Annotated in this window: 9 protein-coding genes; 3 read left to right on the top strand and 6 right to left on the bottom strand. The window is 64.4% G+C overall.

The features are described 5' to 3' along the window. Window positions 1-7 precede the first annotated feature (7 nt). Entirely contained in the window at window positions 8-1,255 is a 1,248-nt protein-coding gene (locus XaFJ1_RS08495; RefSeq protein WP_012916258.1) for an efflux RND transporter periplasmic adaptor subunit, read from the bottom strand. 642 nt (window positions 1,256-1,897) lie between these two features. Between XaFJ1_RS08495 and XaFJ1_RS08490 the strand changes: the two genes are divergently transcribed. The 3 genes from XaFJ1_RS08490 (at window position 1,898) to XaFJ1_RS08480 (ending at window position 9,025) form a co-directional block, all read left to right on the top strand. Further along, a complete protein-coding gene (locus tag XaFJ1_RS08490; RefSeq protein ID WP_012916257.1) occupies window positions 1,898-6,832 on the top strand; it encodes an NAD-glutamate dehydrogenase in 4,935 nt (1,644 codons plus the stop codon). A 335-nt stretch (window positions 6,833-7,167) separates the two neighbouring features. Continuing rightward, a complete protein-coding gene (locus tag XaFJ1_RS08485; protein ID WP_152625151.1) occupies window positions 7,168-7,938 on the top strand; it encodes an NAD kinase in 771 nt (256 codons plus the stop codon). Window positions 7,939-8,059: 121 nt separating this feature from the next. Continuing rightward, window positions 8,060-9,025 (top strand): 5'-nucleotidase, encoded by a 966-nt coding sequence (locus tag XaFJ1_RS08480; protein WP_012916255.1) that lies wholly within the window; start codon window positions 8,060-8,062, stop codon window positions 9,023-9,025. A gap of 92 nt (window positions 9,026-9,117) precedes the next feature. On the opposite strand, the gene XaFJ1_RS08475 is transcribed toward XaFJ1_RS08480, so the two are convergent. The 5 genes from XaFJ1_RS08475 to kynU all read right to left on the bottom strand — a co-directional run bounded on the left by XaFJ1_RS08475 (window position 9,118) and on the right by kynU (window position 14,677). After that, window positions 9,118-9,654: a DUF2939 domain-containing protein gene (locus XaFJ1_RS08475; protein ID WP_012916254.1), complete on the bottom strand. Its 537-nt coding sequence runs from the start codon at window positions 9,652-9,654 to the stop codon at window positions 9,118-9,120. Between the two features lie 43 nt (window positions 9,655-9,697). Then, window positions 9,698-10,384 (bottom strand): DUF2461 domain-containing protein, encoded by a 687-nt coding sequence (locus XaFJ1_RS08470; protein WP_012916253.1) that lies wholly within the window; start codon window positions 10,382-10,384, stop codon window positions 9,698-9,700. Beyond that, the gene (gene sbcB / locus XaFJ1_RS08465) at window positions 10,381-11,820 is read right to left on the bottom strand and encodes an exodeoxyribonuclease I (protein WP_045756887.1); all 1,440 of its coding nucleotides are present in this window, start codon (window positions 11,818-11,820) and stop codon (window positions 10,381-10,383) included. Before sbcB ends, XaFJ1_RS08470 begins: the two co-directional genes overlap by 4 nt. A 171-nt stretch (window positions 11,821-11,991) precedes the next feature. After that, window positions 11,992-13,356 (bottom strand): FAD-dependent oxidoreductase, encoded by a 1,365-nt coding sequence (locus XaFJ1_RS08460; RefSeq protein WP_012916251.1) that lies wholly within the window; start codon window positions 13,354-13,356, stop codon window positions 11,992-11,994. Window positions 13,357-13,405: 49 nt separating this feature from the next. Further along, window positions 13,406-14,677 carry a kynureninase gene (kynU, locus tag XaFJ1_RS08455; RefSeq protein ID WP_012916250.1) on the bottom strand — a complete coding sequence of 424 codons (1,272 nt, stop codon included), beginning with the start codon at window positions 14,675-14,677 and terminating at the stop codon, window positions 13,406-13,408. Between the last annotated feature and the right edge of the window lie 24 nt (window positions 14,678-14,701).

Below are 14,701 nucleotides of genomic sequence, written 5' to 3'. Positions count from 1 at the left end.
GCGTCCGTTACGGCTGTTTCGGCTGGGCGGAAGCGGTCGCGGCGGCCGGCGTGTCGCCGTGCGCTGCGCCCTGCGGTTGGCCGGTGACCGCCTTGGCCGACGCTGGGCCCCCCTGCTGGGTTGGCGCATCCGGTGTCCACGGCTTGGCGATGGCTGCTGCGCCTTCCTTGACCTTGGGCAGGCCGCTGACCACGACCTGATCGCCAGCCTGCAGGCCGGCACCGACGATCCACCTGTCGCCCTGCTGGCCGACCAGACCGAGATCTTTGCGTAGCACCTTGCCATCCTTGCCCACTGCCATGGCGTAGGCGCCCTTGGTATCGCGCAGCACCGCGACCTGCGGGATCAGATAGACGTCCTTGCGCTGGCCGAGGTTGGCCGTGAAGCTGACGAAGGCGCCAGGCAACAGCACCCGCTCCGGGTTCGGCAACTGCGCACGCAGCGTCACCGAGCCGGTGCTGGGATCGACTGTGGCACCAGAGAAATCCAGAGTGCCTGGATGCGCGTAGCTGCTGCCGTCGCCAAGTTTGACCTGCACCGTGGACTGGTCCTCGGCGTTCAGGGTGACGTTGCCGGTGCTTTGTGCCTGACGTAACTGGGCAAGCTCGTCGGCGTTCATCGAGAAATTGACATACAGCGGATCGAGTTGGTCGATGGTGGTCAGCAAGGTGGCGCTGCCCTGGCCGACCAGCGCGCCCTCGGTGACTTGCTGCTTGCCGGCGCGGCCGGCAATGGGAGCGGTCACGGTGGCATAGCCTAGGTTGATGCGTGCGGTTTCCACGGCCGCGCGGGCCTGCTGAACCGCTGCCGAGGCACTGCGTTCGCTGGCTTCGGCGTTGTCCAGGTCGGACTTGGAGACGTAGGCTTTGGGCGCCAGGCTGCGGGCGCGAACGGCGGCGGCCTTGGCATTGGCGTAGGTGGCCTCGGCTGCGGCCAATTGCCCCTGTGCCGAGGCCAGCGCCGCATGCAGCGGCGCAGGATCGATCTGGAACAGCGGCTGGCCTTGCTTGACGTCGCTGCCTTCGGTGTAAAGGCGTTTTTCCAGCACGCCGGGGACCCGGGCGCGCACGTCGGCGCTGCGGAATGCGGTCAGCCGACCGACCAGTTCGCGTTGCAGCGGCACGGTCTGCGGCTGGGCCTGCAACACGCCCACTTCCGGCGGTGGCATGGCTTGCTGTTGTTCTTGTTTCTTGCACGATGCCAAGACCATCACGACGGCGCAGGCCAGGGCGAGAGAGCGCAATGGGGAGGTCATCGTGGTGGTACTCCGGTCAAGAGGTGAAGGCACAAGTCGCTATCTCCAGGCGATTCTGCAGGACGTACGGGGCTGTGCGTGTTTGCTGTGACGCAGCGCACAGAGGCGGCTGGAGTCACCGGCGCGCGCGGCGACCGCGTCCATGCTCGGGTATGCCTTGCCCGGCGCACAAGTTGCGCACGGCCTCGCAGATGCGGTGGTCGTGCGCTTGACCCAATGCGGCGTGGGGAAGCGAAAGAGAGGCTCATTATTTTGAACTATACCGTCCAGTTTATAATTTGAACAGCCATGACAGCCATGCGTCTCGGGTCATCCGGATGGACCTAGTCGCGGTCAATCATGGTGAGGATAGTGTGATGGGGTGATTGTGGCTGTTCTGTGCGGCGCTGGTGTCTGGCGAGACAGGCCGATCCGGTTTGCGATGAAGTACGTGAGTTACAGTCGGCACCGGTACAATTTTGGCCTTCCTATCGAGCATCGTTGCCGCTCTCCGCCATGAAGCCTAAAAACGTCGCTCCCCGCTCCAGCAAATCGTCGCTCGCCGCCCGTCAGCCTGCGCCCCCATCCGTTGCCAAACCAACAGCCAAGTCGACGGCCAAGTCTGCGGCGACCTCGCGCAAGCCTGTGCCGGTCGTCGAGGCCATGGCCAAACTGATCGATGCCGCACCGGTGGCAGCGGCTGGTTTCAGTTTGGCGCCGGTGTTCGCGGCGCTGCGCAAGCGTTACCCTGCCGCTCGCCAGGATCAGGCGCAGGCGTTTGCCGAGGCGTTCTACAAACGCATGCAGGAGGACGAATTTCCTCAGCATACCGCGCAGGAGTGGGCCGCGCTGGCCGTCTCGATGCTGGAATTCGCGCGCAAGCGCAAACCCGGAACGGCCAACGTGCGGGTGTTCAATCCCAATCCGAAGGAGGATGGTTGGGAGTCATCGCGCACCGTGCTGCAGATCGTCAACGACGACATGCCGTTTCTGGTCGATTCGGTGAGCATATTGCTCTCGGACCTGGGCATCGGCCTGCATGTCCTCGGCCATCCGGTGCTGCGCATGCAACGCGACAAGAACGGCGTGCTGGAAAGCATCGGCGAAGGCAAGCCGGAATCGTTGATGGTGCTGGAGATCGATCGCCAACCGCCGGAGGAGATGCCGCGCGTGCAGGCGACGATCCAGCGCATCCTCGGCGACGTGCGCACCATCGTGCGCGATTGGGGCGGCATGCGCGAGAAGATGTTGACCCTGGCCGACGACCTGACCACGCGGTGTCTTCCGGTGGACGACAAGGGCCGGCGCGAGGCGCAGGAGTTCCTGCGGTGGGCCGCCGCCGACCATTTCACCTTCTTCGGCTACCGCGAGTACCGGGTGGAAAAGCAGGGCGGCGAAAACGTACTGGCGCCGTTGCAGGACAGCGGCCTGGGCCTGTTGCGCGGCCAGGACAAATCGCCGGCGCGTCCAGTGCGCACGCTTGCCGCGCAGGGCCTCAGCGAGGCGGGCACCAAGGAGGCGTTGATCCTGACCAAGACCAACGCACGCTCGCGGGTACATCGCAGTGGCTACATGGACTACATCGGCGTGCTGGAGTTCGACGCCAAGGGACGCATCGTCGCCGAGCAGCGTTTCCTGGGCATGTTCACTTCCAGCGCCTACAACCGCCGCCCGTCGGAAATCCCGCTGGTGCGCGAGCGCTACGACTACGTGATGCGCAAGTCCGAACTGTCTCCGAGCAGCCACAGTGGCAAGGTCTTGCGCCACATTCTGGAGACGCTGCCGCGCGAGGAACTGTTCCAATCCAACGAAGAAGAATTGTACCGCACCGCGATGGGCATCCTCGGCCTGCAGGAGCGGGTGCGCAGCCGTTTGTTCCTGCGTCGCGACAAGTACGGTCGCTTCATTTCGGCGTTGGTGTACATCCCGCGCGAACGCTTCAATACCGACGTGCGTCTACGCATCGAGGCACTGCTGAAGGACGCGTTGCATGCCGAGCACGTCGACTCCAGCGTGGTGCTGGGCGAATCGCTGCTGGCGCAGTTGCACCTGATTGCGCGTCCCAAGCTGGGCGAGGCACTGGAATTCGATATCACCGAACTGCAGTCGCGCCTGGCGCACCTGTTGCGTAACTGGCACGACGACTTACGCGAGGCTTTGGTCGCCAGCTGCGGCGAGCGCGATGGTCTGCGTTTGGCGGCCGGTTATGGCCGCGCGTTGCCGGCCGGTTACATCGAGGAATCGACCGCGCAGATCGCCGCACACGATGTCGAACGCCTGGCCGCGCTGCGCGGTCCGGAAGACCTGCATCTGAGCTTGCAGGCGTTGTGCCGCGACCGCAGCGACAGCCTGCGTCTGAAACTCTATCGCCAGCACGAGGATCTGCCGCTATCGGACGTGTTGCCGATGCTGGAGAACCTGGGATTGCGGGTGATCTCCGAGCGTCCCTATCGGCTCACCGTGGATGGCACGTTGCTGTCCATTCAGGATTTCGAGGTCGCGCCACTGGCCGGCACGATCGACGTGGCCACTGCCGATGCGCCGCTGTGCGAGGCGTTCGTGCGGATATGGCGTGGCGAGGCCGAGAACGACGGCTTCAATCGCCTGATCGTTGGCGCCAGTCTGAGCTGGCGCCAAGTGGCGATCCTGCGCGGTTATTGCAAGTATCTGCTACAGACTGGCGTACCGTTCTCGCAGGTCTACGTCGAAGCGACCTGCAACGGCTACCCGCTGCTGGCGCGTTTGTTGGTGGAATTGTTCGAGGCACGCTTCGATCCGGCCACTGGCAGCCAGAGCAAGGCGCAGATCGCTGATGGTCAAGCGGCGCTGTCGGCGCAATTGCGGCGGTTGGCAGAGGGCGACGAGGTCGCGCTGAAAGCGCTACAGCCAGTGATCGACGCGCACAGCGGCAGCCGCGAGGCGCAATTGGAGGCAGTCGGTGCGGCGCTGTTGAAGTTGTTCGATCAGGTCGCCAGCCTGGACGAGGATCGCATCCTGCGCAGCTTCAAGGGCGTCATCGAAGCGACCCTGCGCACCAGCTATTACCAGCGCACCGCCGAGGGCGGGCTGGGACATTGCATCAGTTTCAAACTGGATTCGTCGATGGTGCCGGACCTGCCAAAACCGCGTCCGTACCGCGAAATCTTCGTCTACGGCCCGCGCGTGGAGGGCGTGCACCTGCGCTTCGGTGCGGTGGCGCGCGGCGGCCTGCGCTGGTCGGACCGGCGCGAGGATTTCCGCACCGAGGTGCTGGGCCTGGTCAAGGCGCAGATGGTCAAGAACACGGTGATCGTGCCGGTGGGTGCCAAAGGCGGCTTCTTCTGCAAGCGCCCGCCCGCTGGCGGCGAGCGCGATGCGGTGCTGGCCGAAGGCATCGCCTGCTACAAGCTGTTCATCCAGAGCCTGTTGGATATCACCGACAACATCGTGGGCGGCAAGATCGTGCCGCCGCCGCAGGTGGTGCGCCACGATCAGGACGATCCGTATTTGGTGGTCGCCGCGGACAAGGGCACCGCCACGTTTTCCGATATCGCCAACGGGCTGGCGTTGGGCCATGGTTTCTGGCTCGGCGATGCGTTTGCCTCCGGTGGTTCGGTCGGCTATGACCACAAGGGCATGGGCATCACCGCGCGCGGTGCCTGGGAGTCGGTTAAACGCCACTTCCGCGCGCTGGGGCGCGATTGCCAGAGCGAGGACTTCAGTTGTGTGGGGATCGGCGACATGTCTGGCGATGTGTTCGGCAACGGCATGCTCTTGTCGCGGCATCTGCGCCTGCTGGCCGCGTTCGATCATCGCCATATTTTCCTGGATCCGAACCCGGACACGGCGGTGGCGTTCGCCGAACGCGAGCGGCTGTTCAAACTGCCACGTTCGAGCTGGGCCGACTACGACGCCAAGCGGATCAGTGCCGGCGGCGGTGTCTATCCGCGCACACTCAAGTCGATCGAGATCAGTCCGCCGGTGCGCGCGGCGCTGGGTCTGGAGCCTGGGGTCAAGCAGCTTTCGCCCAACGACCTGATGCACGCCATCCTCAAGGCGCCGGTGGATCTGTTCTGGAATGGCGGCATCGGCACCTATGTCAAAGCCGCCAGCGAGACCCACAGCGATGTCGGCGATCGTGCCAACAACGGCCTGCGCGTCAACGGTGGCGAACTGCGCTGTCGGATCGTCGGCGAGGGCGGTAATCTGGGCCTGACCCAGCTCGGCCGTATCGAAGCGGCACAGGCCGGCGTGCTGCTCAACACCGACTTCATCGACAACTCGGCCGGTGTGGACACCTCCGACCACGAGGTCAACATCAAAATCCTGCTCAACGATGTGGTACAGGCGAAAAAGCTGACTGTGCAGGCGCGCAACACGTTGCTGGCCTCGATGACCGGGGAGGTCGCCGAACTGGTGTTGTGGGACAACATCCGCCAAAACCAGGCACTTAGCTTGATGGAGCGAATGAGCGTCAAGCGCTTGGGTTCCAAGCAGCATTTCATCCGTACCTTGGAAGTGCAGGGGCTGCTCGACCGGCAGATCGAATATTTGCCTTCGGATGCGGAGATTTCCGCGCGCAAGGCGCGCGGCCAGGGCCTGACCCGGCCGGAGTTGGCGGTGCTGCTGTCCTACTCCAAATTGGTCACCTTCCAGCAACTGCTGGAATCGGACATCCCCGAGGACCCTTACCTGTCCAAGGAGCTGCAACGTTACTTCCCACGGCCGCTGCAGAAAAAGTATGCCGATGCGATGGAGCGGCACCGCCTCAAGCGCGAGATCATCGCCACCGCGGTGACCAACACCACCATCAATCGCATGGGCGCCACCTTCCTGATGCGAATGCAGGAGGATACCGGTCGCAGCATCGCCGAGGTCGCCAAGGCCTATACCATCAGCCGCGAAACGCTGGATGCGCGCGCGTTGTGGACGCAGATTGATGCGCTCGATGGCAAGGTGCCCGAGTCGGTGCAGATCGACGCGCTGGAGGTGACCTGGACCTTGCAACGGGCGTTCGTGCGCTGGCTGCTGTTCCGTCCGGGCACGATGCCTGGCATCACCGCGGCAGTGGAGCGCTACCACGAGCCGTTCAACGCCATTCGTGCCGCTTCCGGCGTATTGCCGGAAACGCAGCGGCCGCTGTACGAGGCGCTGGTGCAACAGTGGCAGGACAAAGGCTTGCCGCCCGCGTTGGCGAAGCAGTTGTCCGAGCTACGTTTCCTGGAGCCGGCGTTCGACATCATCGAAATGGCGCGCACCCGCAAGCTCAAGCCGGTGGAGGTATCGAAGGTGCATTTCCGCCTCGGCGAGGCCCTGCAGTTGCCGTGGTTGTTCGAGCAGATCGACGCGTTGGAAGTCAATGGACGTTGGCATGCGGTGGCCCGCGGCGTGCTACGCGACGAACTGGCCAAGCAGCACAGCGCGCTAGCTGGCCAAGTGCTGGCGGTGCCGGGTGCTACCGCCGAGTTCAAGGTCCAGCAGTGGTTGCAGCGCGACGACAGCAGCCTGCGCTTCACCCTGGGCATGCTTCAGGAGTTGGCCGCACAGAAAAGCCTGGATTACCCGACCCTGTCGGTGGCGGTGCAGCGTCTGAGCCAACTGGCGGCGCATGGGGTGTAACCCGTGCTCAGGCCCGAGCGTGCGCGCCTGAGCCGACCGTTTGTGGTGTAGAAGGTCGGTGTCGTAGGAGCGTTCTGTCTATCTCTCGCGGCGTTGCTCCGTGCCGCGTGTCATGGAGCGCGGCTTTGCTCCAGGTGTAGCGCAATGATCCGGTCGAGGGGCGGATTGGCTGAGCCTACCTGCACGGCTGCTAGAAGTGGGTGGCTGCGGTGCTTCGGTACATCGTGGAGATGGAGGCTGCGTTCGCGGTACGACAATAATGCTTTAAAAATGGTCTTATGCGGCGACGCAGTGGTGCTTGGCCGGTTATGATCGTTGCAATGAATGCACCTTTACTGCCGCCTTCGCCCCGGATCTGTTTCCTCGCTAGCGCCACGCCCGAGGCGCAGCAAGCACACGCGCAGTTGGTTGCACGCTATGGCGACTGCGAGCCGGCCGTGGCCGATGTGTTGTGCGCGCTCGGCGGTGACGGATTCATGTTGCAGACCCTGCATCGCCACGGCGGGATGAGTAAGCCGGTATTCGGCATGAAGTTGGGCACGGTCGGTTTCCTGATGAATCACTTTCGTGCCGAGGACTTCGTTGCTCGTCTGTCTTTGGCCGAACCGGCCAAGCTGCGACCGCTGGAGATGCTGGCGCACACCGAGTCCGGCGCCACCACCGGCTCGCTGGCCTACAACGAGGTCTCGCTGCTGCGGCAAACCCGTCAGGCGGCGCACGTGAGCATCGATCTCAACGGCCAGACCAAGATCGATGAGCTGATCGGCGATGGCGTGATGGTCGCTACGCCTGCCGGTAGCACGGCCTACAACTCTTCGGCGCACGGGCCGATTCTGCCATTGGGCTCGCATACCCTGGCGTTGACGCCGATCGCTCCATATCGGCCGCGGCGCTGGCGTGGTGCGATCCTCAAGGCCGATACCGAAGTGCGCTTTCGGGTTCTCGATCCGTACAAACGCCCGGTCAGCGTCACCGCCGACTCGCACGAAACCCGCGACGTGGTCGAAGTGACCATCCGCGAATCGCGCGATCGTCTGGTCACGCTGTTGTTCGATCCGGAACACAATCTGGAGGAACGGATCCTGAGCGAGCAGTTCATGGTGTGAGTGCAAACGTGGAACTGCCGGCTCGCTCAAGCGCCGCAGTGCGTTCGGCGTCCATTGCATAGGCTCGGCTACACTGGTGCCGTTGGACGTTTCCGAGTCCCGGGTTTCGAGTTCCCATCCCATGCCTGACAATGCTCCCCGTCTGCTCACCGTCGCGGTTACCTCGCGTGCGCTGTTCGATTTGGAAGAAGGCCACGCCTTGTTCGAACGCGAGGGTGTGGAGGCTTACAGCGCCTATCAGCGCGAACGCGAGGACGATGTCCTCGTGCCCGGCGTGGCCTTCCCGGTGGTTCGCAAACTGTTGGCGCTGAACCAGGGCACGCCGCCGGAGACCCCGCCTGTGGAGGTGATCCTGCTCTCGCGCAATTCCGCCGATACCGGTCTGCGCATCTTCAATTCGATCCAGCATTATGGCTTGGACATCGTCCGCGCGACCTTCACCTCCGGCGAGGCGACCTGGCCCTATGTCAAACCGTTCGGTACCGACCTGTTCCTGTCGGCGAATCCGGAATCGGTGCGGCGTGCGCTCAGCCATGGGGTTGCTGCGGCGACCATCCTGCCCAAGCCTGCGGGCGAGTATGCGCATGAAGTCGCTGTAGCCGCTGGCGCGCTCAACACTGGACGCCTGTCCACGCAGTTGCGCATCGCCTTCGATGGCGATGCGGTGATCTTCGGCGACGAGGGCGAGCGCCTCGCGCGCGAGCAGGGTGTGGAGGCATTTGGTCGCTACGAGCGCGAAAACGCACGCGAGCCGCTGACCGGCGGGCCATTCCGCAACTTTCTATCGGCCTTGCAGGCCTTGCAATCGGCGTTTCCGGCCGGTGATGCCTCGCCGATCCGCACCGCACTGGTCACAGCGCGTTCGGCGCCAGCGCACGAACGTGTGATTCGCACCCTGCGCGAATGGGGCGTGCGCCTGGACGAAGCCTTGTTTCTCGGCGGCCGTCACAAGGGCCCGTTTTTGCAGGCGTTCGGCGCGGACATTTTCTTCGACGATTCGCAGCACAATATAGACAGCGCCGCGCGCGAACGGGTCGCCGCCGGCCATGTACCGCATGGGGTGGCCAACGACATCGCTGCGCGGTGAGCGCTGCGGCATACATGCCGGCGCGACATTGCGCTATTGCGCCGGTGGTTACGCGCGGATTTCCCGCGTCTGCGCCGCCATCAAGCTTGCGCCTACAATGGCAATAGGATGTTGCTGAGTTTCCAGTGCAGGCCATCGCGCGTGAACACGCACTGCACCGGGGTGCCATCGGCGGTGTGTACCGTGGCGACGAAGCGCGACGTCGACTCGAAGCGCTGTTCGGCCTGACGCAGCGGTTGTGGCGGACGCGGCGCGGCATAGGTGTCGCCGCCGACGGTGTCGCCGCTGGCGCGTTTCCATAGCGCATCGCCTTGCAGCAGTGCCCCGATGCCGGCAGGTGTGACCAGCGCATCCACGCTCATGCCACCGACGCTGCCGGCCAGCGACAGCAACGCGCCGCCGAACAGGTTCGCTTGCATGTCGGGTCCGGCGCGGCGCAATAGCGCATCGTCGAATTGTGCTTTCAGATTGACCCGCAGTGTAGGGAAGTCGACATACTCTTCCAGCGCGGCGGCATCGCGCTGGCGCAGCGCCTGTTCGATCCCGTGGATCGCCAGATACGGACCGGCGACGACGTAGCCGCCGAGCCCCAATAGCGCGAACAACAGCAACGCCAGCCACTTTTTCATCGCATGCCTCAGGGTGTACGGGTGGTGTGGTCGCGATGGGTTTTCAGAATTCCAGATCCAACGCTGCGCACAGGTAATCCACGAACGGCCCCAGCGTCCGCAGGTCGGTGACGATCTGGCTGCGTAGCTTGGGCCCGGTCATCGCCGCATCGTCGAGGTGGCGCCAGAACACCCAGTTTTTGTGTTTGAGATCGTCGATGAATGGGAATTCGGCAGGAAAGCCGCGCGGTGGTCGCACCAAGACTTCGCTTTCCTCCAGTTCGAAGCGCCGGCGCAGCGCCGGCGCGTGCGCTGCGGTCTTCCAACTGCCGGGATTGTCGAAGATGAACTGACGCACCTTGCGCTGTGTCTCCGGCTCTGGATGCCATAGCCCGGCGCCGACGAAGCTCTCGCCCGGTTCCAAGTGGATGTAGAACGATGGCGCCGGCACTTGCTTGCGTCGCGCGTGGAACAGGCGCGCACCTTGCCAGGTCTTGTACGGCGATTTGTCGTGGGAAAAGCGCGCGTCGCGGTGGATCCGCAACAGCGAGCCGCCCACGCCGCGTGGGTCGGCACGGAAATGTTCGCTGAGTTCGGCCAAGTCCGGCTGTAGGTCGACGATCAGGCGCAGGAACGGCTGACGCACGTGCGCTTCGTATTTGTGCCGGTTCGCGTTGAACCAGGTTTTCTCGTTGTGCCGGGCCAGGGCACGCAGGAATTTGAGGCTGGCGTCGCTGAAATAGCTGGTCATAGGGTGCGTTGCAGGTCTTGGCCCCAGGCGGCCAATTGGTCGAGCAGGGCTTGCTTGGTAGCATCCTCAGGGTGAGCTAGACGTAAATCGGCTAGTTGCGCGGCATATGTCTCGAAGGTCAACTCGGACAGGCCGTTGTCGACCTCAAGGCGCCGGCGTCGGTAATCGTCCCAGCGCGTCTGCTCGGCGATCGAGAGCGTTTGTGGCCAGTTGCGCGCGCGGTAGCGAAACAACAGTTCGGGCAGGCGTGGATCGCGGAAGCCATGTTCCAGAGGCGCCAACTGCATCGGTGCCGTCGCCCGCACCTGCGCCATCGCGCGCTTATCCGTATCGGCCAGGAAGCCATCGTAGAGGGAGGCATCCACGTCGGCGGGCATGGTTGCTCGCTCGCTGGCGAAGACGCGGCGCACCTTCTCCGCCAAGGTTGGGCCGGCTTCGCGCATGCGCGCGGCCTTGGCCAGCGCCTGCGCCGGGTCGATGCCAAGGCGCTCGAATTCGGCTTCGCGCAGATGCGCCCACGCGACCAGCGCAGGTGCCTTGTTCAGATGCACTTCCTTGAGCGCGATGCGCTGCTCGCCTTCGGGCAGGTCGGCTTGCGGGGTGTAGAGGCGGTCGGCGATTTCTTCCGGTGTGCAGCGCAACAGCGTATTGATGTCGCCTTCCAGGTCGAACACCACCACCCGGCTGTCGATACGCGGATGCCGCGTCAGCGGCAGCACCGGCGCGGCGCACAGCCGCGAGGCCGGGTAGCGCATCGACACGTGCAGGACCGGCTGCATCGCGGTCACGTCCAGCAGGCTGGCGCAGAAACGCTTGTCGCGCAGTTTCAGTGCGTACTCCCACAAGCGCGGTTGGCAGCGACGGAAATGCCGGGCCATGCCGATGGTGGCGTAGACGTCGGAGAGTGCCTCGTGCGCGTCGCCGTCGCGCACGCCATTGGCCAGCGCAAGTTGTTCCAGCTTGAACGAGGTGGCGCCATCTTCGCGCTGCGGCCAGACGATGCCATCCGGGCGCAGGGCGTGCATCAGTCGCAACATGTCCAGCAGGTCCCAGCGCGAATTGCCGCCGCGCCATTCGCGCTCGTAGGGATCGTGGAAGTTGCGGAACAGACCATGGCGAATGAACTCGTCGTCGAAGCGCAGCGAGTTGTAGCCCAGGGTACAGGTCTGCGGCTGCGCCATCTGCTCGGCGATGCGCGCGAAGGCATCGGCCTCGTTGATGCCTTCGCGCAGCGCCTGCTGCGGGGTGATACCAGTGATCAGGGTGGCGACCGGAGAGGGCAGCAGGTCGTCGGCTGGCTGGACAAAGAAACTGATCGGTTCCTCGATCTGATTCAGTGCCGCGTCGGTCCTTACCGCCGCGAACTGGGCGATGCGGGTGCGTCTTGGGTCGGCGCCGAAGGTCTCCAGGTCGTAGAACAGAAAGCTGTCGGGCATGGTTGCATCGTGGTGGTGTGGGCGAGGATGTGTCGGCAACCGAGCGAATCCGTGGACGTGCGGTTGTCAGTGCGATTCTGGCCGGCCTTGCTGCGATTCGTCGTGATGGACGTTGCCGGTCACGCAGGTCAAGGCTGTCAAGCCTATTGCGCCAGGGTAAGCCAGATCGTCTCAGCGTGCGCCCTCCAGCGGGGCCAGGCGCGCATGTACGGTGCGTTCCAGCCAGTTCCAATCGATTCGGGTCAAGTCACGGTGACCCTGCGTCGCCTGCACCAGGATGTCGCGTTGGATCTGGCTGCGTTCGAGTACCTGCGCATATCCGGTGCGCAGGAAAGTGACCATGCTGTAGTGTGGTACGAAGCGGGTCGGGTAGCGCGCTTGCAGAGCCTGTTCCAATTCGCGTTGCAGCAGGAAACCGGTATCGCCGACGCGGTCGCGCATTTCGATGTAGTTTTCCAGCGCCATCTGCTGGATGGCGCCGGCGTTGGGTTTGCGCTCGGCTTCGAACGCGGCGTAGGCGCGGCTCAAATCGGGTTCGCGTTGTAGCTGCGCAGCCAAGGCGACGCAGTCTTCGAAAGCGCAATTCATCCCCTGTCCGTGGAACGGCACCATCGCGTGCGCGGCATCGCCGAGCAACACGGCGCGTCCGCCCAAATGCCAGCGTTCCAGGCACAGCGTGCCGAGCAGGCCAGGTGGATGCTGTTCCCAGTGTTCGGCCAGTTGCGGCATCAGCGGTAGCACATCGGCGAAGTCGCGCGCGAACAGCGCCACGGCCTCCTTCCCGTTGCGAATACTGGCGAAGCTCGGCTCGCCCTTGTTGGGCAGAAACAAGGTGACGGTGAAGGTGCCTTCGTGATTGGGCAGGGCGATGCACATGTAATGGCCGCGCGGCCACACATGCAAAACGTTGGGCTCGATGCGGAAGCTGCCATCGGCGGCGGGGGGAATTTCCAGTTCTTTGTAGGAATGGTCGAGGAATTCGATGTGCTCGGCCATCGGCGCCTGACGTTGCATCGCCGCGCGCAGCGCCGAGCCAGCGCCATCGGCGCCGATCATGCTGTCGAAATGGATGTCGTGTGGCTGGTCGTTGCGGTCGTCGATAAAGCGCGCGTAGCCGGCGTCGAAATCCACCGTGTGCAGGCGGCGGTAAAAGTGGATGCGCGCGCCGGCTTGCTCGGCCAACTGCAGCAAGCTGATGTTGAGATCCTTGCGGTGCACCGACCAGATTACCTCGCTGTCGTCGCGCCCGTAGCGCTGCAATTGCGGCTGGCCATCGGCAAGGTGCACCATGCGCCCGCGCATCATGACGGCTTTAGCCATCACCGCGGTGTCGGCACCGGCTTGGCGCAGCGCATGCAGGCCGCGCTCGGCGAGGGCCATGTTGATCGAGCGACCACGCTCGTAATCGTGAATGCGCGGATCGCCACGGCGTTCGTACACGGTGACCTGCCAGCCCTGGCGTGAGAGCAGGATGGCGAGCAGGGAGCCGGCCAGGCCGGCGCCGATCAAGGTGATGTTGCGAGGAGAGTGATTCAATGCGGTGTCCGACAGGGACGCGGCGGTGTGCCGCGCATGAAGGTGCGGCTCAGAGGCCGGCCCAGGTTTCCACGGCTTCGATGAAGCGGTAGACATCGTGATACTGGTTATACAGCGGGACCGGGCTGATGCGGATGACGTCCGGTTCGCGCCAGTCGCCGAGGACGCCTACTGATTGCAAGTATTCGAGCAGCGAGCGGCCACGCGCGCGACCGCCGACCACGCGCAACGACAGTTGGCAGCCGCGCTGTGCCGGATCGGAGGGGGTGAGGATCTCCAATGTGTTGGCCAGCCTTGCGTGGATCAGCATCTCCAGGTAACCGGTGAGTTGTTGCGATTTGTGCCGCAATGCCGGCATGCCGGCCCGTTCGAACAATTCCAGCGAGGCCCGCAACGGTGCCATGCTCAGGATCGGCGGGTTACCGAGCTGCCAGCCGTCGGCGCCGGGCGCGGCGACGAAGTCGGGCTCCATTTGAAACCGACTGCGCTTGTCGTGGCCCCACCAGCCAGCGAAGCGCGGGGTGTCGCCATGCCCGTGCCGCTCATGCACGAAGGCGCCGGCGATCGCACCTGGGCCGGCGTTGAGATACTTGTAATGGCACCACACCGCAAAATCCGGGGCGATGTCGTGCAGATGCAGCGGGAGGTTGCCGATCGCGTGCGCCAGGTCGAAGCCGAGCGCCGCGCCTGCCTTGCGCGCCAACTGCGCTATTGCGGCCAGATCGAAGGCCTGGCCGGTGCGGTACTGCACGCCGGGCCACAGCACCAGCGCCAGACGCGGCGCGTGTTCGCCGATGGTGCGCGCGATCGCCTCCAGCGACACCGTGCCGTCGGTGCTGTCGGACTGCACTTCGATCAGGTCGGTGGCCGGATCGAAGCCATGGAAGCGGATCTGCGAGGCGACCGCGTGCCGGTCGGAGGGGAAGGCGCCTGCCTCGATCAAGATCGCTGGGCGCGCGCGGGTAGGGCGGTAGAAGCTGACCATCAGCAGATGCAGGTTCACCGTCAGCGTGTTCATCGCCACCACTTCGTGCGGCTGCGCACCGACCAGGCGAGCCAGTGGCGCGGCCAGCAATTCGTGGTAGCTCATCCACTGCGTCGCGCCGTTGAAGTGTCCTTCCACCGCCACGGCCGACCATGTGTCCAGCACCTCCTGCACTGCGGCGCGCGCGCCGCGCGGCTGCAAGCCAAGGGAGTTGCCGACGAAATAGGCCTGGTCGGCGCCTTGATGCTGTGGGAACAGGAATTCCTGCCGTAGCGCAAACAGCGGATCGGCGGCGTCGAGGGCCATGGCGTGCTGGCGGGACAGGGGCGCGTGCATCGGCGGTGGTTTCCGGAAACAGGA

The sequence above is a fragment of the Xanthomonas albilineans genome, from assembly GCF_009931595.1.
Classification (GTDB): domain Bacteria; phylum Pseudomonadota; class Gammaproteobacteria; order Xanthomonadales; family Xanthomonadaceae; genus Xanthomonas_A; species Xanthomonas_A albilineans.
Note: the sequence above shows the minus strand (reverse complement) of the source record. Positions and strands in the feature narration are given on the sequence as shown.

Coding starts and splice junctions, on each gene's coding strand:
- XaFJ1_RS08495 (WP_012916258.1), bottom strand. CDS start 1,255: ATGACCTCCCCATTGCGCTCTCTCGCCCTGGCCTGCGCCGTCGTGATG.
- XaFJ1_RS08490 (WP_012916257.1), top strand. CDS start 1,898: ATGGCCAAACTGATCGATGCCGCACCGGTGGCAGCGGCTGGTTTCAGT.
- XaFJ1_RS08480 (WP_012916255.1), top strand. CDS start 8,060: ATGCCTGACAATGCTCCCCGTCTGCTCACCGTCGCGGTTACCTCGCGT.
- XaFJ1_RS08475 (WP_012916254.1), bottom strand. CDS start 9,654: ATGAAAAAGTGGCTGGCGTTGCTGTTGTTCGCGCTATTGGGGCTCGGC.
- XaFJ1_RS08470 (WP_012916253.1), bottom strand. CDS start 10,384: ATGACCAGCTATTTCAGCGACGCCAGCCTCAAATTCCTGCGTGCCCTG.
- sbcB (WP_045756887.1), bottom strand. CDS start 11,820: ATGCCCGACAGCTTTCTGTTCTACGACCTGGAGACCTTCGGCGCCGAC.
- kynU (WP_012916250.1), bottom strand. CDS start 14,677: ATGCACGCGCCCCTGTCCCGCCAGCACGCCATGGCCCTCGACGCCGCC.